The sequence below is a fragment of the Paenibacillus sp. 3LSP genome, assembly GCF_032465655.1.
Taxonomy (GTDB): domain Bacteria; phylum Bacillota; class Bacilli; order Paenibacillales; family Paenibacillaceae; genus Fontibacillus; species Fontibacillus barengoltzii.
The window spans coordinates 1-18,419 of record NZ_JAWDJI010000041.1 but is presented as its reverse complement, the minus strand read 5'-3'; the positions used below and the strand labels follow the sequence as shown (position 1 = coordinate 18,419).

At 52.1% G+C, this 18,419-nt stretch carries 15 protein-coding genes, 1 tRNA gene and 2 pseudogenes; 2 read left to right on the top strand and 16 right to left on the bottom strand.

Translation table 11 applies throughout. The annotated features are described in order from the left end of the window. The first annotated feature begins 2 nt into the window (after positions 1–2). A complete protein-coding gene (locus tag RW092_RS02060; RefSeq protein ID WP_316009379.1) occupies positions 3–923 on the top strand; it encodes a LysR family transcriptional regulator in 921 nt (306 codons plus the stop codon). Here the strand turns inward: RW092_RS02060 and RW092_RS02055 are convergent. The 6 genes and pseudogenes from RW092_RS02055 to RW092_RS02030 form a co-directional block, all read right to left on the bottom strand. Further along, positions 906–1,088, bottom strand: a pseudogene (locus RW092_RS02055) (helix-hairpin-helix domain-containing protein); the annotation flags it as partial. The gene RW092_RS02060 and the pseudogene RW092_RS02055 overlap by 18 nt on opposite strands. Before the next feature lie 90 nt (positions 1,089–1,178). After that, the gene (gene gyrA / locus RW092_RS02050; RefSeq protein ID WP_316009378.1) at positions 1,179–3,617 is read right to left on the bottom strand and encodes a DNA gyrase subunit A; all 2,439 of its coding nucleotides are present in this window, start codon (positions 3,615–3,617) and stop codon (positions 1,179–1,181) included. Positions 3,618–3,630: 13 nt separating this feature from the next. Continuing rightward, positions 3,631–5,616, bottom strand: coding sequence for a DNA topoisomerase IV subunit B (gene parE, locus RW092_RS02045; RefSeq protein WP_016311909.1), 1,986 nt, complete (start codon positions 5,614–5,616; stop codon positions 3,631–3,633). Positions 5,617–5,692: 76 nt separating this feature from the next. Continuing rightward, positions 5,693–6,682 carry an ABC transporter permease gene (locus RW092_RS02040; protein WP_316009391.1) on the bottom strand — a complete coding sequence of 330 codons (990 nt, stop codon included), beginning with the start codon at positions 6,680–6,682 and terminating at the stop codon, positions 5,693–5,695. Beyond that, positions 6,675–7,661, bottom strand: a complete 987-nt coding sequence (locus RW092_RS02035; RefSeq protein WP_016311907.1) for an ABC transporter ATP-binding protein — start codon at positions 7,659–7,661, stop codon at positions 6,675–6,677. The genes RW092_RS02040 and RW092_RS02035 overlap by 8 nt, the downstream gene beginning before the upstream one ends. A 42-nt stretch (positions 7,662–7,703) precedes the next feature. Continuing rightward, positions 7,704–8,507: a GDSL-type esterase/lipase family protein gene (locus RW092_RS02030; protein ID WP_316009377.1), complete on the bottom strand. Its 804-nt coding sequence runs from the start codon at positions 8,505–8,507 to the stop codon at positions 7,704–7,706. 175 nt (positions 8,508–8,682) lie between these two features. Here RW092_RS02030 and RW092_RS02025 point away from each other — a divergent pair. Then, positions 8,683–8,755 (top strand) — tRNA-Lys (locus RW092_RS02025). A 158-nt stretch (positions 8,756–8,913) separates the two neighbouring features. Here the strand turns inward: RW092_RS02025 and RW092_RS02020 are convergent. From RW092_RS02020 to RW092_RS01975, 10 genes and pseudogenes are all read right to left on the bottom strand, one after another. Beyond that, entirely contained in the window at positions 8,914–9,420 is a 507-nt protein-coding gene (locus RW092_RS02020; protein WP_016311905.1) for a DUF4178 domain-containing protein, read from the bottom strand. 33 nt (positions 9,421–9,453) lie between these two features. After that, on the bottom strand, positions 9,454–10,125 hold the full coding sequence (locus RW092_RS02015; RefSeq protein ID WP_016311904.1) for a PspA/IM30 family protein: 672 nt from the start codon (positions 10,123–10,125) through the stop codon (positions 9,454–9,456). A gap of 568 nt (positions 10,126–10,693) precedes the next feature. Beyond that, positions 10,694–11,239 carry a CAP domain-containing protein gene (locus RW092_RS02010; RefSeq protein WP_316009376.1) on the bottom strand — a complete coding sequence of 182 codons (546 nt, stop codon included), beginning with the start codon at positions 11,237–11,239 and terminating at the stop codon, positions 10,694–10,696. Positions 11,240–11,385: 146 nt separating this feature from the next. After that, entirely contained in the window at positions 11,386–12,396 is a 1,011-nt protein-coding gene (gene mglC / locus RW092_RS02005; RefSeq protein WP_028537685.1) for a galactose/methyl galactoside ABC transporter permease MglC, read from the bottom strand. Positions 12,397–12,418: 22 nt separating this feature from the next. Then, positions 12,419–13,924: a sugar ABC transporter ATP-binding protein gene (locus tag RW092_RS02000; RefSeq protein WP_316009375.1), complete on the bottom strand. Its 1,506-nt coding sequence runs from the start codon at positions 13,922–13,924 to the stop codon at positions 12,419–12,421. Positions 13,925–14,092: 168 nt separating this feature from the next. After that, complete coding sequence (locus tag RW092_RS01995) at positions 14,093–15,130, bottom strand: galactose ABC transporter substrate-binding protein (RefSeq protein WP_016311900.1); 1,038 nt, start codon at positions 15,128–15,130, stop codon at positions 14,093–14,095. A 95-nt stretch (positions 15,131–15,225) separates the two neighbouring features. Next, on the bottom strand, positions 15,226–15,363 hold the full coding sequence (locus RW092_RS01990; RefSeq protein WP_316009374.1) for a hypothetical protein: 138 nt from the start codon (positions 15,361–15,363) through the stop codon (positions 15,226–15,228). 40 nt (positions 15,364–15,403) lie between these two features. Continuing rightward, a complete protein-coding gene (locus RW092_RS01985; protein WP_316009373.1) occupies positions 15,404–16,393 on the bottom strand; it encodes a substrate-binding domain-containing protein in 990 nt (329 codons plus the stop codon). Continuing rightward, positions 16,390–18,180, bottom strand: a complete 1,791-nt coding sequence (locus RW092_RS01980; protein ID WP_016311898.1) for a sensor histidine kinase — start codon at positions 18,178–18,180, stop codon at positions 16,390–16,392. The genes RW092_RS01985 and RW092_RS01980 overlap by 4 nt, the downstream gene beginning before the upstream one ends. Next, positions 18,177–18,341: pseudogene (locus RW092_RS01975) on the bottom strand (helix-turn-helix transcriptional regulator); the annotation flags it as partial. The gene RW092_RS01980 and the pseudogene RW092_RS01975, both read right to left, overlap by 4 nt. Positions 18,342–18,419 lie beyond the last annotated feature (78 nt).

Genomic DNA, 18,419 nt, shown 5'->3' with positions numbered 1-18,419 from the left:
CTATGGAGCATCGTTTATTGGAATATTTCATCGCGGTCGGGGAAGATTTGCACTTCACCAAAGCTGCGGAAAGACTGGGGATTACGCAGCCCACGCTCAGCCACCAAATTCGCTTGCTGGAGCAAGAGCTGGGGACGGCCCTCATTCAACGGATTGGTAAAAAAAACTACCTGACCCAAGCAGGAGCAATCCTGTTGGAGCACGCCCGCCGGGTGGTTTATGAGGTAGAGCAGGCAAAATTGGAAATCGGCCAGATTACCGGCGTACAGCGCGGGCAGCTCCGCATCGGATGCTCCGGCAACCACCTGCTGGAAGACAAGCTGATCTCTTTCCACCGTCAGTACCCCGGAATTGAGCTGACGGTGCTTGAGCTCGCCACCGAAGAGACCAGAGCCGGACTGCTCGCCAACCAGCTGGATCTCGGCGTCGTGTTTCTGCCGCTCCAGGATGAGCAAATCGTCAGCCGACCGCTGTTCGACGAGGCGCTGGTGCTGGTTGTCTCCAGCCAGCATGCTTATGCGGAGCTGCCGGAAGTGACGCTGGAGCAGGTTGCACAGCTGCCGCTGGTGCTCTTTCCGCCGAAGTTTTACGTGCGGCAACTGCTGGATACGGCATGCGCTGATCAGGGCATTGAGATCCGGCCAGTCATGGAGCTGTCGACGATGGAATCCCAGGTCCAGATGGTCATCCACCACGTCGGAGGTACGGTTCTCCCCGGCTCTTATGCCCGGACGTTAACTAGCACGAACCGCCGCGGCGGAATCACCGTTGTCCCGTTGGCACAGCCCGTTCCGCACAAAAACGTCGGGTTAGTCTATCGCAGAAGTACGTTTATGGATCCTACGCTCCAAGCATTCATCGATCATCTTACCAAGGATCATGAGGGAGCAGTTCAAGGCTCGATTTTAGCTCCGAAACGTTAATCCTTGCGCACGCAAAGCCTCTCTCAGCTTAGGCAAGGAAGCGGGGCCCATGCCATGAAATCGCAGCACCTCTTGCTCACTCAGCTCGGCCAACTTCTCCAAAGTCGTTACGCCATTTGCTTCCAAGGCTCGTCTAGCCGGCGCGGATAACCGCGACAGGAAATGCGCTTCCGCCATTCTCCATCCCCCCCCTTCACTACGGATTGTTTAAAAAAACTCCGGGAAAGTTTCAAGCCCTTCCCCGGAGTTGATCGCTTATTCTTTGACGAAGAGATCCACGATCTCGTCGTTTTTGTCTACGGACATCATCGCTTTCCCTATGGACTTCCGGTCCGCGATTGGAGCATCTTCCGAGCTGAAGGTGTGCATTTGCCCTTCCTTCGTGACGGCCTGTAACAACACCGGCTCCTTGCAATGAATACCGCCAACTAATCGGCTGCCGTTTGGTTTGACGCGTTTGCCTTCCTTAAATTCAAACGTCTGGACACCTTTGCCGCCCCGGCTTTGCACCGGATAGTCCAGCAGCAGGCTGCGCTTCGCGTAAGCCAAGTCGGATACGACTAGGACTTCGCCTTCCTCGCCTTCGACCCAGAGCGCGGCAACAACCTCATCGTCATCCTTCAGGTTGATCCCGCGTACCCCTGCAGATACCCGTCCCATCGGGTTCACTTCGTCTTCGGCGAACCGGATCGCCATTCCCTGCTTCGTTAATAGCAGAATTTCCTGGTTGTTCCGGCTGACCGTGACGCTCAGCACTTCATCGCCGTCGCCAACCTTGCAGGCGGCCACCGCACCGGAGCGCTTCGTTTCGTATTCTTTCAGCTCGGTTCGCTTCACTTGACCGTTCTTGGTCACGAAGACCAGACTGAGCTCCGGATTCTCCTCGAAGCTCTTCACCGGAATCACGCTGACAATGCGATCTTCCTTGGCCAGCGGAATAACGTTGACGATCGCTGTCCCGTTATCCTTCCATTTAAACTCTGGAATCTGGTGCACCGGCAAGAGGAAGTATTGCCCCCGCTGCGTAAAGATCAGCAGGTTCTGCAAAGTATCTACCTCCAGCAAATACTTCATGTAGTCGCCTTCTTTGACCCCGGAGCCATCGCGCTCCCCGCCGGATCGCGTAAACGACAGCATGCTGGTACGCTTGATGTACCCCTCATGGGAAATCGTAACCAGTACATCCTCTTGAGCCACCAGCACCTCAAGGTTGACCTTCAACTCCTCAACCTCGTCCTGAATGTGCGAACGGCGGTCGATCCCGTATTTGTCGCGGATCTCGAGCAGCTCTTTCTTGATCAGTGCGATCAGCTTCTTATCGCTTTCCAAGATGCCGCGCAACACGGTGATTTTCTTCTGGATGTCCTCCAGCTCTTTCTGCAGCGTCGTAATCTCCAGATTGGTTAAACGGTACAGCTGCATGGTCAAGATCGCATCGGCCTGCCGTTCGGTGAAGCCGAACATCCATTGCAGGTTGTTTTGCGCATCTTGACGGTTCTTGGAGGCTTTGATGGCTGCGATGACCTCATCCAAAATGTTAAGCGCCTTGACCAAGCCCTCCAAAACGTGAGCACGGTCCTCCAGCTTCTCCAGCTCATATTGCGTCCGGTAGGTCACAACCTCGCGCTGGTGGGCAATGTAGGCTTCGAGCATCGCTTTGAGCCCCAGCTGACGCGGCGCCTTGTTAACGATCGCCACCATGTTGAAGTTGTAGGTGACTTGCAGGTCGGTTTTTTTCAGCAAATAGGCCAAAATCCCCTGAGCATCCGCATCCTTCTTCAACTCGACAACGATACGCAGTCCGTTCCGGCCGCTTTCGTCCCGCACTTCGGCAATGCCGTCCACCTTTTTCTCCAGACGGATGTTTTCCATTGCCGTTACCAAGCGCGACTTCACCACCTGATAAGGAATCTCGGTGATAACAATCTGCTGCTTGCCGCCGCGTAGCGTCTCGATTTCTGTCTTGGAGCGCAAATAAATCCGGCCTTTCCCGGTCTCATAAGCTTCCCGAATGCCTTCCTCGCCCATAATAATGCCGCCCGTCGGAAAATCCGGTCCTTTCACGAACAGCCGAATTTCCTCTAGCGTCATTTCCGGCTTCTCCATCAAGGCGATGCAGGCATCAATCACCTCGCGCAGGTTATGCGGCGGAATTTCGGTGGCAAACCCTGCGGAGATCCCGCTGGCCCCGTTGACCAGCAGGTTCGGAAAACGGGCCGGCAGGACGACGGGTTCCTTCGACGTATTGTCGAAGTTGTCCTTAAACGGCACGGTCCGCTTCTCAATATCTCGCAAGAGCTCCATCGCGATCGCCGACAAGCGCGCTTCGGTATACCGCATCGCTGCTGCCGGGTCATCGTCCTGCGAACCCCAGTTGCCGTGACCGTCGATAAGCGCATGGCCCATCTTCCACGGCTGCGCCATCCGTACCATCCCTTCGTAGATCGAAGAGTCCCCGTGCGGATGGTAGTTCCCCATAACGTCCCCAACCGTCTTCGCCGATTTCCGGTACGGTTTGTCCGGGGTATTACCGGAATCGTACATCGCATACAATATCCGGCGTTGAACCGGCTTCAACCCGTCGCGAATGTCAGGAATCGCCCGGTCCTGAATAATATATTTGGAATACCGGCCAAATCGGTCGCCTACAACCTCTTCCAAGAACGCCGGCAAAAAGTTTTCCAGCATGCTCACATCAATTCACCTTCTATTCCTCAAACTCCGTGAAATCCACGTTTTCCACGATCCATCGCTTGCGCGGATCGACCTTGTCCCCCATCAGCGTAGACACGCGGCGCTCCGCTTTGGCGGCGTCTTCGATCTGCACCTGCAGCATGGTCCGCGTTTCCGGATTCATCGTCGTTTCCCACAGCTGTTCGGGATTCATTTCTCCCAAACCTTTGTAGCGTTGCAGCTCGAAATTTTTGCCGAATTCTTTCAGGTAGTTCTGCAGCTGCTCGTCGGTCCACGCATATCTCACCGTCTCCAGCTTGCCGGAACGACGAGTAATCTTGTACAACGGCGGTTGCGCGATATAGACCCGTCCCGCATCGATCAGCGGCTTCATATAACGGTAAAAGAACGTCAAGAGCAACACTTGAATGTGCGCACCGTCTGTATCGGCGTCGGTCATGATGATGATCTTGGAGAAGTTACTGTCCTCCAGGGTGAAATCCGGCCCAATGCCTGCGCCAATCGCCGAAATAATCGCCCGGTACTCGTCGTTCTTGAGAATATCCGCCAGCTTGGCCTTCTCCGGATTCATCGGCTTCCCTTTCAACGGCAAAATAGCCTGTAGCTTCGAATCACGCCCCTGCTTGGCCGAACCGCCAGCGGAATCCCCTTCCACAATAAACAGCTCTGTGCGCGTATAATCCTTCGACTGCGCCGGCGTCAGCTTGCCGCCAAGGTTGGAGCTTTCGCTCCGCTTCTTGCCCGAACGCATTTCGTCGCGGGCTTTGCGAGCGGCCTCCCGTGCTTTGGAGGCTTGGACCGCCTTCTTGATCAGCGTCTGAGCAACCTGCGGGTTCTCTTCCAGGAACACCGCCATTTTCTCGCTCACGACCGATTCCACCGCACTTCGAGCCGATGCACTTCCGAGCTGGTCTTTCGTTTGACCGACAAACTCCACCTCGGACATCTTGACGCTGATGACAGCCATCATGCCTTCGCGCAAATCGTTGCCTTCGAGGTTTTTGTCCTTTTCCTTGAGCAAGCCGTTCTTCCGAGCATATTCGTTCATGACGCGGGTGTAAGCTGTCTTGAATCCGGTTTCATGCGTTCCCCCGCCCCGAGTTGGGATGGAGTTGACGAACGATACCAGCGTTTCGGTGTACCCTGCATTGTATTGCAGCGCCACTTCGACTTCGATATCCTCCCGCTCCGCATAGAAATGGATGACATCATGCAGCACGTCCTTCCCGTCATTAAGGAACTCCACGAACTGACTGGCTCCGCCCTCGTAAAAAAACTCGTCGGAACGGCCGACCCGCTCATCCTTCAAGGTCACCTTCAGGCCCGAATTCAGAAACGCGATCTCCTGCAATCGTTCCGCGAGCGTATCGTAGTTTAATCCGATCCCGCCGGTGAAGACGCGAATATCCGGTTTAAACGTTACCTTCGTGCCGGTCTTGTTCGTGTTGCCGATCACTTCAAGTCCAGTAACCGGCTCACCCACGTGTTCAATGCCTTTATCATCAACCCAATACTCGAAGCGCATCCGGTGGATTTTTCCGTCCCGATAAATTTCCACTTCGAGCCACTCGGACAACGCGTTCGTTACCGAGGCCCCAACGCCGTGCAACCCGCCGGATTTCTTGTAACCCGATCCGCCAAACTTGCCGCCTGCATGCAGGATCGTATAAACGACTTGCGGCGTCGGTATCCCGGTTTTATGCATGCCGGTTGGAATCCCCCGGCCGTTATCGAGTACAGTGACCGATCCGTCCTTGTTCAGCGTAATGTCAATTTTCGTGCAGTACTTCGCCAGATGCTCGTCGACCGCGTTGTCAACGATCTCCCATACCAGATGATGTAGTCCCGACGAGCTCGTACTGCCAATATACATCCCTGGCCGTTTGCGTACCGCGACAAGCCCTTCGAGCACTTGAATGTCGTCCGCGTCGTATCCCGAAGACGGGCCATCGGCATTCGTGCCGGGTACGTCCTCGAACAAATCGATTTGTTCGGCCATTCATGCTCCCCCTTTAATTCTTTAGTCTACCTTTGTATGTAGTAGTCGAACAGATGTTTTGGTGCCTTTGTCCATTTTAATTCAAAATATCTTGTTTCGTAAAGACAAGGAATGAAACGACGAGGGCGCAAAGGCCCCAAATCGCCAGCACAGCCAGCGAAAATCCCAGCGTCATTCCCTCGATCGGAGCCGGTGTCCCCGCCAGATAATTCGTTAAACCAAGATTCACCATAAATAAATATTTGGCGCTGGTCCAGGAAGAAGCCATGTTCGTCAAAATATTTCCAGCGATCAGTGTCGCCATCATAATGACGATACTTGCCGATGTGCTGCGCACAAGCACTGACACCATAAACGCCAGGGCAGCCACCACCACGCTGACAAACCAGATCAGGCCGGCCTGCATGAATATATACAACCATTGCGGCACGGCATGCACACCCGAAATGTCTACTTCGGCCCCCCGCAGCTGGAATCCTGTAAATACCGGCAGCGCCCATCCGCGGTAACCAAAAAATAACCCTGAAATTAAATAGCATATCAAACAGGTTGATACAATGATCAAGGACACAAACATCATCAGCGTGATCAGCTTGCTCAAGAGAACCTTCCATCGCCTTACCGGCCGGGTGAGCAGCATTTTGACCGTTCCGCTCGTCCGTTCCGAAGAGACGATATCCGATCCCACGCCCATAATTAACAACGGAATGAACAGTGTGGCTGCGTTATCCAAGAACTCCCGGGTAAAGGAGACGCCGCCCGGTTCTCGCGGATTCACATCATGCTCCAAATAATACTTCAACTGCTGAATATAAATTTTACGGTATTTCTTCCATTCCTCCGGCACCCGGTTACTGCCCAGCGAATTCTGGTTGTCCGTGATCGCTTGCTGTACTTCCCTGCGCCAGTCCGCCCCGAACTTCTCCCGTTTGTCCTCCGCTTGTCGCAGCTGGGCATAAGCAAACATCGGAACCAGCACGATCAACACGAGCAAGATGACGTAAAAGCGTTTCTTTTTGATCATCTTGATCGTTTCATTTTTTACTAAAGGAAGAATGTTATTCAATGCTTTCACCTTCCGTCATCTCCAGGAACAACTGCTCGAGCGTTGGATTCACTCTCTGCACCGCCTCCACTCGGATCCCTTCCTGCACCAAACGCTGGACGAGGCCTGGGATCAATTCCGGCTGCATTTGAGTGACGATCGCCCGGCCTTGAATCCCTGCGATGATCGTATCGTCCAGTACATTTCCGACTTCGGTGACCACGTTGACCCCGCTCGTCGACCGCAGCAGCACCTCGCCGGGTTCCCGAGGCTCCAGCTCCCAGACGACATAACTTCGATTCGCCTGGATCAGCTCATCCACTTTGCCGACGGCGAGGACGCGCCCGCGCCCGATAATGGCCACCCGGTCGCACAGCAATTGTATTTCGCTAAGCAAGTGGCTCGAGACAAATACAGCCATTCCTTCTTCCGCGAGTCGGCGGATGAATCTGCGCATTTCTTTGATCCCCTTCGGATCCAGACCGTTTGTCGGTTCGTCCAGAATCAGAAGCTTTGGCCGGCCTAACAACGCTTGGGCAATGCCCAGTCGCTGACGCATACCAAGCGAATAGGTTTTCACTTTATCATCGATCCGGCCAGTCAACCCAACCATTTGCACAACTTCCTCAATCCGCTTTCCATCGATGCCCGGCATCATGCGGGCGAAATGCTCGAGATTCTCCCGCCCAGTTAAATAGTTGTAAACCTCGGGATTTTCCACGATGGAGCCGACGCAGCGCAGCGCCAGCTCCGGTTCCCGCTGTACATGATATCCGCAAATATGTACTTGGCCTTCGGTTGGCCGAATTAAATCGACGAGCATGCGGATCGTGGTTGTTTTGCCAGCTCCATTCGGGCCAAGGAACCCAAAAATCTCCCCGGCATACACCTCAAAGTTCACATCGTGGACGATCCACTTCCGTCCGATTTTCTTCTTAAGCCCCTGCACCCTGAGGACAGGTTGAGGCTGCTCAGCAATGATCGGCTGCCGTGCTCCCATGCCGTTCACTCCTTCATTGTAAACTCCAGCATTATACCGTCATTAGCGCGCGATGCTTTGGACCATCCGTTCGGCAATCGCCTGGTAGCCATCCCCGTTCGGATGAAAATGGTCGCTCGACAAATACCGGGCCGCGTTATTCGTAAACAAGTCATACGTCGGTATGACCAACGTCCCTTCATATTCCCCGAGCGTCTTCATCGCCATTGCGTTCCAGCGCGCGACCGTATCGTTTCCGATTTCGCGCATCCCCTCAAGATCGCTGAACGGGTTATATAACCCAACGTAGACGAGGAGCGCTTGCACGTTGATTTTCTTGATATGTGCTACAATTTTTTCAAAATCCGCCGAGCTCTTCTCAATCGCCGCTTCGATTTCCGCCTGAGATGGGACTTGCTGCCCTGAGGTTAATACCTCCGTGCCGTCAAACAGATCATTTCCCCCAATCGACAACAGGATAATCCCCGACTGCTGCAGGGCATATTTCACGCCGGGATCGTCCAGCATCGGCAGCAGTTCCTTCGTGGTCAGACCGTTAATTCCCAAGTTGTTGATCAGTTTAGACGTGGCGCCCTCTTTATTAAAAAGTTCTACCGTCCGGCGGGCAAATCCGCTGCCTGTATCGTCTCCAGTCCCTTTGGCCAAGGAATCCCCAATGGCCGTCACATCCCAAGCTCCTGCTTTCACAGCGGGTTCCGTTTGGGACGATGGAGCCGGCGAATGACCCGCAGCTGCCGACGGATCGGCAATATCCGACACCGCATATACGAATCCAGCGAGCAGAATTAAAGTCGATATCAGTGACGCCAATCCCGCCCATAGCCAAATCCGGGACGTTCTGCTCATCTAATCCCTCCTGTTTCCACGCAGTCCTACATTTCGCTCACGATGAGTCACTCTCCAACTTATGTAAATAACATAAAACTTCTTGCAAAGAGATGCAAATTTTCTCGAAAAAGGGCTAGCATTTTTAAAACGACAGAGTTATAATAATTCTTGTCCTTAAGAAACCTTACTTTGAGGGTTATTAGCTTAGCTGGTAGAGCAGCCGACTCTTAATCGGCAGGTCGCAGGTTCGATCCCTGCATAACCCATTTATAGCATCCTCCACTGCATGGGCAGCCTGGGGGATGTTATTTTTTTGTGTATTTTTGGCGAAAAAAAGCGCGGGAATCGAGGGGATCACCTCGTTCTCGCGCTTCATCAGGCTTCATCGCGCTTTGAACCCTAGTTGCTTCAACGACTTATGGCCTCAATTGGCTCGAATGACTTTAATGTCGGCCGGAATCACTTTAGCGCCTTCGTATAACATAAACCGCCCGTTCTGCCACTCGATCCGCAGCAGCTTGCCGTCGTCTGACTGGTACTGCCAGACATGCTGCTCCCCGCCTTGCAGGAACGGCGTCTTGCCAACCACCGACACATAACCTCCGTATTCTTCTTCCAAATAGTACAGGGTTCCGTCAAGGTCCATCTGGCCCGGTACCTCGGTCGGATCGTTGAGCCGCCCGTCAATCGGCTCATAGAGGTGATACTGCAGCGACTCACGATCCTCGACCAGCAGATAGCGGATCTGACTGCCGTCCTGCAGCGTCAGCATCACCGCGTTACGCCCGCGATTACCTACCCGGCCGGTCACTTCGTAGGAAACGAGCGATACCTCACAGATGTCGCCCGGGGCCAGCGTGAGCATGCTCTTCTCCACGACGGGCGGCGCCGGTTTGGCAAACAGATTGCCGAGTCTTTTCCATACGCTCATGTTTGGTCTAGCCTCACTTTAGAATCAAGTCGCTTATTTTTTATCCTCATAGAGCTTCATCAACTCGGCCAATTCTGCTTCCACGGCTGCATCCTTGTTCAGGCTTTCGAACTCCTCATCCAAGGATTTCGCCTTCGCGTTCAGCTCATTGCTTGCTTCGGCTTGAGCTTCCATTTGCAGCATCTTCTCTTCCATCCGCTTCAGGCCGCTTGCTGCCGAATCGGAGTTAAACCCGGACATCGTCTTGTTGATTTCATTTTGTGCTTTAGCTGCATTGTAACGGGCAACCAGCGTTTCGCGTTTGTTCTTCATTTCCGTCAGCTGTTTGCGCATTTCCTCAAGCTTCGAACGGAGATTGTCAGCTGCGGCCTTGTTTTGCTCGTAGCTTGCCTTGTATTCTGCCATCTTCGCCTCAGCGGCTTTCTTCTCTTCGAGCGCACGGCGAGCCAGATCAACGTTTTGCGCTTGAGCTGCCTGATGCGCCTGCTGAGTGCGCCGCTCAACCAACGCTTGCTGTTCTTCATACAAGCCTTTAAACTTCTTCTCGATCGCGATTTGGGCAGCAACGGCCTTCTCCGCATCTTCGAGATCTTCTTGCATATCGCGGATATATTGGTCGGTCAATTTGATCGGATCCTCCGCTTTGTCAATCAAAGCGTTGATATTAGACATGGTCAAATCGCGTAATCTTTTGAAAATGGACATTTGCTCTTTCCTCCCGATTGAAATATCAGATTATGCTTATGTTTACGCTGCAAAGTTCGGGAGGTTTCAATAAAATATCGTAGAGACCTTATTTACCCATTTCCCGACTATTTCCCGCTCTAACGGAACCAGAAGACGTTATTCACTTCAAGATGGCCCTTCTCCAGCCCCAATCCCCCAAATAAGGTCACCTCGTTCCGTTAGAGTTCCCGATCCCGCCTGAACCGCCAAATAGCGTCTCTCCGTTCCGTTAGCACCCATTATCCCGTTGAATCCCTCCGTCAAAATAGACCAACACCCGACTACTCACAAACACACTTCCCTCTCCCCAGACTCCGCTAAAATACAACAAAGAGCCCAGCTCCCAAGCCGGGCTCTATCCTGCATCTGCCCACATTTCCTACGTCCTATTGCTTGATGAAAAAGAATAACGAACCTAAGGGAGTCTACGTCCGCATTTGGGAGCCGCTTGTCTTCCTTCCATTCGCATCAATGGACAAGTGGCGGACAAGAGCGGCCCGTGGTCGTTATTCTTTTTCACGGTCAGCAATAGGGCGAAGGAATCCCTCTACTTCCCAATAAACTCCTGTACCCAATACCCATTATAATATCCAACGCCAATTAGCTTGTATTTCGGGTTCAGGATATTCGCTTTATGGCCAGGACTGTCCATCCAATCCTTAACCACTTCCTCGGCGGAACGTTGCCCTTTGCCGATATTCTCTCCTGCGTAGATGTAGGTAATGTTGAACGCATCCATCATGTCGAAGGGAGAGCCGTAACTCGGCGACGTATGGCTGAAATAATCGGTTTTGAACATGTCGATGGCTTTGATTTTGGCCATTTTGCTCAGATTGGTATGTACAATCAGCGGCTTCAGACCCGCTTTCTTCCGCTCCTTGTTGACGAGCTCAACTACCTTGGACGCGTTCTCCGTCTGGATCTTCAAGTAGACCGCTGCAAGTAACTTCGACTGCGAGGAGTTGCTGGCGGCTGCTGCAGCATGCGCCGTTTCCGTTCCAAAACCGGTTCCTCCTTGCCTCGTCGTCATCACCAAAACCAAAGCTGCCACCAACAGCCCGGACAAACCGATTTTGCTCCACTTCTTCATCATGGCGTGCTCCTCCCAGCCGAATTTCCTATCGCCGAATCTAGTTTTCGTTTCTTCTCAAATTTTAACATATTTCGACGCCATCCGCTTGCTAAAAAAATGGAAAAAGGACGGCTCCAGAGCCGCCCTATCCACATCCTAAAAAGACCTTATTTCTTGCTTGCGTATTTCCGCATATCGAACGCTACCGCAGCCACGATAATGGCACCTTTAATGATTTGTTGCCAGTAAGGTCCTACACCTACGAACGTCAAGCCATAGTTGATGACCGTAAAGATCAGCACGCCTGCCATAATGCCTGGAACCGTACCAATCCCGCCGGTGGTGGACACGCCGCCAACGACGCAGGCTGCGATCGCATCTAGCTCGTACATGTTCCCATAGTTGTTCGTAGCACCGCCGGTTCTGGCTGCTTCCAGCACACCAGCCAAGCCGTAAAGCGCCCCGGCGATCGAGTAGATCATAATCAAGTTTTTGGAGACGTTAATCCCCGATACTTTCGCAGCTTGCTGGTTGCCGCCGATGGCGTACATATTTTTGCCAAGCCGGGTTTTATTGAACATCACCCAAACAATCGCACAAACCACAATCGCGATAATGACGATATAAGGAATCGAGAAGCTCCAGTTACTGAACAAGGAACCAGAACCCAACGTAGTAAAGTCGTTGCGCAAACCGCCAATCGGCTGGGATTGGTTCGGCTCCGTATCGAAATACAGGGAGTTGATCCCATAGATGGCAACCATGGTACCGAGCGTCGCGATAAACGGTGGAACTTTAAACTTGGATACGATGACCCCGTTGATCAGACCAAAAATCAGGCCGACGACAATCGCGATCAAAATCGGCACAAACAAAGGAAGTTCCGGCAAGTTCGGGAAAAAGCGCCGGGCATAATCAGCCTCTTGCAGCATAGAGGCAGAGACGACCGCCGTCAAGCCAACCATCCGGCCCGCGGACAAGTCCGTACCGCCGGTAATAAGGATAAATGCAACCCCAAGGGCGATGATTACCCGAGTGGACGATTGAATCAAAATATCACGCAATGTATTGAGTCCGATAAAGCTTGGATCATAAGCGGCGATGCCAATAAGCAACACGGCCAAGACAATATAAATGGCATTCTCGGTTACAAAGCTCTGAAGTTTCTTTGTATTCATGATTTTCTCCTCCTTCAAATCCTTAGTGCTGGGCTGCCAGACGCATAATTTCTTCTTCCGTAGCCTTCTCTCCATCCAATATTCCCGTCAGACGGCCTTCGGACATTACCATGACACGGTCGGACATCCCAAGCAGTTCAGGCATCTCGGATGAAATCATGATGATGCTTTTGCCTTGCTGTGCCAAATCCGCAATAATGGAATAAATTTCGTATTTTGCCCCGACGTCGATCCCACGCGTCGGTTCGTCCAGCAGTAAAATTTCCGGGTCGGTAAGCAGCCAGCGTGCCAGCAGCACCTTCTGCTGATTCCCACCGGAAAGGTTCATGATCAGCGTTTTCGGCGACGGCGTTTTCGTCCGCAGCTTCTCTACCATTTGGTTGGCTTCCGCCTTCTTCTTCCGTTCATTCAGCAGGCCAAAAGGCGTTACATAACGATCGATGTTGGCAATAGCCGCATTCTCATGAACAGACAATACCGGGAAAATACCAGTCGTCCGGCGCTCCTCCGTCAACAGTGCCAAGCCGTACTTCTTCGCTTCGCTGGCGCTGCGGATCTTCACCTCTTTGCCGTGAATCGAAATCGTGCCGGATTGAATTTCACGAAGGCCAAACAACGCTTCGATTAACTCGGTGCGCTGCGCCCCAACCAGACCGCCCACGCCAAGGATCTCTCCTTTGCGCAGTTCAAACGAAACATCCTTAAACGATTTTGGATCAATAGACGTCAAATGCTCCACTTTCATAATGACGCCGTTAGGCTTGTTGTGGCGATCCGGGAACCGCTGCGTGAGATCGCGCCCGACCATCTTGTAGATAATGAGGTCTGTCGTCATCTCCGATGCCGGCCACGTCCCGATTTTCTTACCGTCACGCATGATCGTTACATCGTCGGAGATCCGCAAAATCTCCTCCATTTTGTGCGAGATGTAGATGATCGACACCCCGCGCTTCTTCAAGTCGTTGATGATCCGGAACAGGTGCTCCACCTCGACGCTCGTCAAGGAAGAAGTAGGTTCGTCCATCACGATGATTCGCGAGTTGAACGATACCGCCTTCGCGATCTCAATCGACTGGATTTTGGAAACGGACAGCTTGCCGACAATCGTATCCGGTTCCAAATCGATATCTAATTGTTTGAACAGCTCTTCCGTATCCTGATACATCTTCTTATGGTCGACGAATTGGAAGGGTCCCCATCCTTTCATCGGGAAACGTCCGAGCCAGATATTTTCCATCACATTGCGGAAAGGTACCGGATGAAGCTCTTGGTGAATCATCGAAACCCCAAGCTTCAGCGCATCGCTGGAATTGTTGATTTCCGCCTTTTGACCATTCAAATAAATTTCGCCGCTGTCCGGCTTATAAATCCCGAACAGACATTTCATCAACGTGGATTTACCGGCCCCATTCTCGCCCATTAACGCGTGAACGGTCCCCGGTCGAACCTGCAGTGTTACGCCATCCAGCGCTTTAACGCCGGGAAATTCCTTGGTAATGCCCTTCATTTCGAGCATATATTCAGACATCGTTTTCGCCCCCTGATCATTTCTTCCGCATTAGAGGCACAGCATCGTTTCCTCCTGTGTTCCTATCCCCTGTGAAAAAACAGGAGGTCCGTACCTTTCGGCATCGAACCTCCCATGTTGTTCTAGCGAATATGAGAAGTCCTGCTGATTAACCTGCTTGCCGTACTCTTATTTGAAGTCAGCAGCGTTTTCCTTCGTTACTTTTTGGTAAGGAATCCACACATATTGATTGTCGGTGATATCAAAGCCTACGTTGTCTTTGCTGATCGTTTCGCCATTGGCCAGCAAGGAAGCCAGAGTCACCGCTGCTTTCCCTTGGTTCTCTGCATCGTTCAGAACCGTCCCCAGCAAGGTACCTTGTTCAAGCGCTTGCAGGGCTGGTGCCGTTGCGTCAACGCCAACAACCGGCATGTATTTATCGCCTGTGAAGTAACCCGCTGCTTTCAATGCTTCGATAGCACCGAGAGCCATGTCATCGTTGTTCGCAAGTACGGCTTCGATTTTGTCGCCATTCGCTGCCAGAAACGCAGCCATTTTCTCTTGGCCTTTAACGCGATCCCACATCGCGGTGTCTTCAGCAACTTTCTCTACCTTGATACCGGCATCTTCAATGGCTTGGACTGAATATTGCGTACGCAGCTCCGCGTCTTGGTGGCCCGGTTCGCCTTTCAGCATGACGTATTGCAATACGCCGTCGCCGTTCTTATCTGCTTCCGGATGAGCTTTCCAATAGTCCACGATAATTTGTCCGGACAGTGTACCGGACTCTTCCGCCTTTGCACCAACGTAATAAACTTTATCCCATTTCTTCATATCTTCCGGCAACGGTTCGCGGTTCAAGAATACTACCGGCGTGTCTTTCGCTTTCGCTTTGTCGATAATGACCCCAGCCGCCGTCCGGTCAACCGGGTTCACGATCAAGGCATTCGTCTTCTTCGTTAAGAACAAGTCGATTTTATCGTTTTGCGTAGGTTGGGAGTTTTGGCTGTCAACGATGTCCACTTTCGCGATCCCGTCGGCATTTTTCTCGATCGAGTTACGAACACCTGTCATGAACGTATCGTCAAATTTGTAAATCGCCACGCCCACGTTAGGAGTAGAACCCCCGTTGGCTCCGCTGCTCTCTTTATCGCCGCCGTTGGAGCAGCCGACCATCGTCGCTCCCAGCATGGCTGCAGCCAGCATGACCGTTGTAAGCTTCTTCATATTTTTTGACCTCCTGAATGTGTATTTCTTAAGTGATATCCTCTTGGATACGTTTTCATTATGCATGGTTTCGGGGACCTTGCGAATCCAAAATTCTAAGGTTTTTCTATCAAAATTCTGATGATGTCGAATTGAATATCTAAATCTTTATAGCGATCGTCGCAAAAAACATCAAACAGCAAGCGCCCCGGACTCCCGGTGATCACTTGCTGTTTGCTCGTTCTATCTTTCATTCCAGAACACTTGACCATGATTGCCGTCTAAACTTCGCTATCATTTCACAAACGGAAACAGTAGCTTCTGGTTTTCAGGCCACAGCATATTATTCAGATCAATCAACTTCGTATCCGTTGGAATGCGATCCTCCAGCTTCTCGCCGCGGGCCGACTGGACAGCGGCAACAACCGCCATGTATCCATTGTTAAACGGGTTCTGCACGACCATCGCCTGTACCTTCTCCTCCTGCAAGAGTTCAAGCATCTCCGGCGGATTGTCGAAGGCGATCATATTCACCTTGCCTCCGTATCCAAGCTCGTTAACCGCCCGGCCGGCTCCAATCGAAGATTCGGCGCTTAACGAAACGATGCCGTCCAGATCCGGGAATCGCTTCAGCATATCCGCCGTCAACTTATAGGCGAGGTACTCGTCCGAGCCACAGTATTGAATATCGACGACGTGGACATCGGGAAAGCGGGCGACGTAATCCAGGAATCCTTCCTCGCGCTGGTTTGCGTTACGAGCGCCTTTCGCAAAATTAATAATCCCGATTTCACTCACGGACCCGGTGAGCTCAACCAACCGTTCGGCTGCCTTCTGGCCAGCCTCATAGTTGTTGGCCCCTACGAAAGTTTTGACCTTGGTGGAAGCGACCTCCGAATCCATTGAAATAACCGGAATGTCGTAATAGGAGGTTCGGTCGGTCACCTGACCCAACGCTTCATAGTCAGAGGCCGCCAGGATAATGGCGTCCGGACGCCGCTCAATCGCCTCTTCCATCAGTCGAATTTGACCGTCGACATCGTTTTCGTTCTCCGGGGCGACAAAATTCAACCGGACATTAAACTCCTTGGCCGCAACCTCCGCTCCCAGCTTGGTCGTCTTCCAATAATCACCGCGATCCATCTTGACGATCATATCCACGTCAAAAAATTGCTGATGATCCGCGCCGCTCCCGGGACCACCGCAGGAGGTCAACATCGTAACCAGTGCCCCTGCCATTAACAGGACCCCTGCCCGATAGATACACTTCGGCTTACGCTTCATGGCTGCATCCCGCCTTGTTCCAGACTATCCGGCTGTACAGCCGGGATCGTAATCGTGACCGTCGTCCCTTCCTCCGGTTCACTTTCGAAATGAAGCCCATAGCCAGGGCCGTAATAGAGCGTGATGCGTTCCTGCACGTTCCGCACCCCCACCCCTGAGCCCCTTTCACTGCGGATGTTTCCGCTGAGGAGCTTTTCCACCGTATCCGAGGTCATTCCAATACCGTTGTCTCGGATCTGGAAGATCAGGTTATCCCCATCCAAACGAGCCTCGATATCAATAAATCCTTCCTCGGCCGATTTTTCGATCCCGTGATGAATGGCATTTTCGACAAGCGGCTGCAAGATCAGCTTTAGGGTTGAGCATTTCAACACAGCTTCATCCGCCCGAATCTCATAACGGAACCTGTTCTTGAACCGGATCGTTTGAATGATTAAATAATGTCGGACGTGTTCCAATTCGTCCTGCACGCTGATGATATGTTTCCCCTTACTCAAGCTGATCCGGAAAAACCGCGACAAGGACGTAATCGTCGTTACGACCTCCTCGTTCCGTCCCAGCTCGGCCAGCCGGGTGACCGAATTTAACGTATTATAGAGAAAATGCGGATTGATTTGCGATTGCAATACATCCAGCTCACTCTTGCGTTTGGCTTCCTGCTCCTGAATAATCTGATCCATCAGCTCACGGATTCGGCGCAGCATCAAGTTAAACCGTTTAGACAACTGCTCGACCTCATAAGCGCCGCTAACATAGACATTCGTCCCGAAATCTCCGCGTTCCACCATTTGAACCGAACGTTCGAGCTTGCGAATCGGCTGCGAAATCCGGGCCGAAACATAAATGCTAACGAACAGAATGATGGCGATAGCCAGAGGCAAAAACCAGGACAGAAAGTCGCCAACCTCCCGTTTCGTCGTCAAAAATTCATCTGCATAAGCCACCCCAACGATTTTCCAGCCAGCCGGCTTTACCGTCTGAATCGTGATAATCCGCGGCTCCCCCTCCAACTCATCGGAAAAACGGCCATATGAATAATTCAGCACCGGCTCCAGATTTTCATATTTCAACCCGGCATAAATGAGCTGTTGCTGCGGATGGTAGACGATATTTCCCACGGCGTCGATGATGTACACGTACCCTTTCTTGCCCAAGCTGATCCGACCGCTCAGCTCGTCGATGGTACGGAAGTTGATATCAATCACCAATACGCCTTGCTTCAATTCTCCTTGATCCCGGTAGTTCACGGTTTTGCTCATGGATACGACCCAGCGGTACTGCCATTTGAACAGGTTCTGAATGTGCGGCGGAGTAAATTGCAGCTTCCCGGGATTCTGAACCGCCGATTCGAACCATAATTGCTCCTGGAGTCTTGTGTTTTGCCGCATGGGCAACCTTGGCACATTGCGCACCAGCTTCCCATCCTCGGTAAACAACGCCATGGAGACCAGATCCTCCCGAGTACTGAGCACGGTCTGAAGCTGCTCCCCTAGCTGATCGTTGGTGGGCAAGTTGGGAGCAACGGAGATTTTCAGCTCCACAAGGTCAAAAATATCCTGCATCCCGCTGACATATAGCTCCAGATTGGAATGAACCTGTTCAATAATTTGCTCCAGGCTTAAGTAAGCGTTCTCTTCCGCAGCCTTAGAGAAGCGGTTGTACAGCAACATTGTGACTAATACAACCGCCAATACGGTAACCGTAATCGAAGATAGAGAAATGAGCACCTGAATATTACGAACATGAAATCCTTGAAACAGACGTTTGAACCAACGCCACAACTTCATGAGCTTCTCGCTCCGATACGATATTCTTTCGGGGAAATGCCAAATTTCTTGCGGAAGCAGAAGCTGAAATAGTTCGGATCGGCAAACCCTACGCGCTCGGCGATCTCAAAAGCTTTCAGATCCGTTGTGACCAGCAAATCTTGAGCGGCATCCATCCGAACGCCCATGATAGTGTAAAATTTCCGTGGGTGTAGGAATTGGAAAAAGCGGATATAGAAAAAGAGCTTCTCCCTTGGTAA

Bases quoted from the DNA above. Each gene is read 5' to 3' on its own strand.
- RW092_RS02060 (WP_316009379.1), top strand. From the start codon at position 3: ATGGAGCATCGTTTATTGGAATATTTCATCGCGGTCGGGGAAGATTTG.
- parE (WP_016311909.1), bottom strand. From the start codon at position 5,616: ATGGCCGAACAAATCGATTTGTTCGAGGACGTACCCGGCACGAATGCC.
- RW092_RS02035 (WP_016311907.1), bottom strand. From the start codon at position 7,661: ATGGGAGCACGGCAGCCGATCATTGCTGAGCAGCCTCAACCTGTCCTC.
- RW092_RS02030 (WP_316009377.1), bottom strand. From the start codon at position 8,507: ATGAGCAGAACGTCCCGGATTTGGCTATGGGCGGGATTGGCGTCACTG.
- RW092_RS02020 (WP_016311905.1), bottom strand. From the start codon at position 9,420: ATGAGCGTATGGAAAAGACTCGGCAATCTGTTTGCCAAACCGGCGCCG.
- RW092_RS02015 (WP_016311904.1), bottom strand. From the start codon at position 10,125: ATGTCCATTTTCAAAAGATTACGCGATTTGACCATGTCTAATATCAAC.
- RW092_RS02010 (WP_316009376.1), bottom strand. From the start codon at position 11,239: ATGATGAAGAAGTGGAGCAAAATCGGTTTGTCCGGGCTGTTGGTGGCA.
- mglC (WP_028537685.1), bottom strand. From the start codon at position 12,396: ATGAATACAAAGAAACTTCAGAGCTTTGTAACCGAGAATGCCATTTAT.
- RW092_RS02000 (WP_316009375.1), bottom strand. From the start codon at position 13,924: ATGTCTGAATATATGCTCGAAATGAAGGGCATTACCAAGGAATTTCCC.
- RW092_RS01995 (WP_016311900.1), bottom strand. From the start codon at position 15,130: ATGAAGAAGCTTACAACGGTCATGCTGGCTGCAGCCATGCTGGGAGCG.
- RW092_RS01990 (WP_316009374.1), bottom strand. From the start codon at position 15,363: ATGAAAGATAGAACGAGCAAACAGCAAGTGATCACCGGGAGTCCGGGG.
- RW092_RS01985 (WP_316009373.1), bottom strand. From the start codon at position 16,393: ATGAAGCGTAAGCCGAAGTGTATCTATCGGGCAGGGGTCCTGTTAATG.
- RW092_RS01980 (WP_016311898.1), bottom strand. From the start codon at position 18,180: ATGAAGTTGTGGCGTTGGTTCAAACGTCTGTTTCAAGGATTTCATGTT.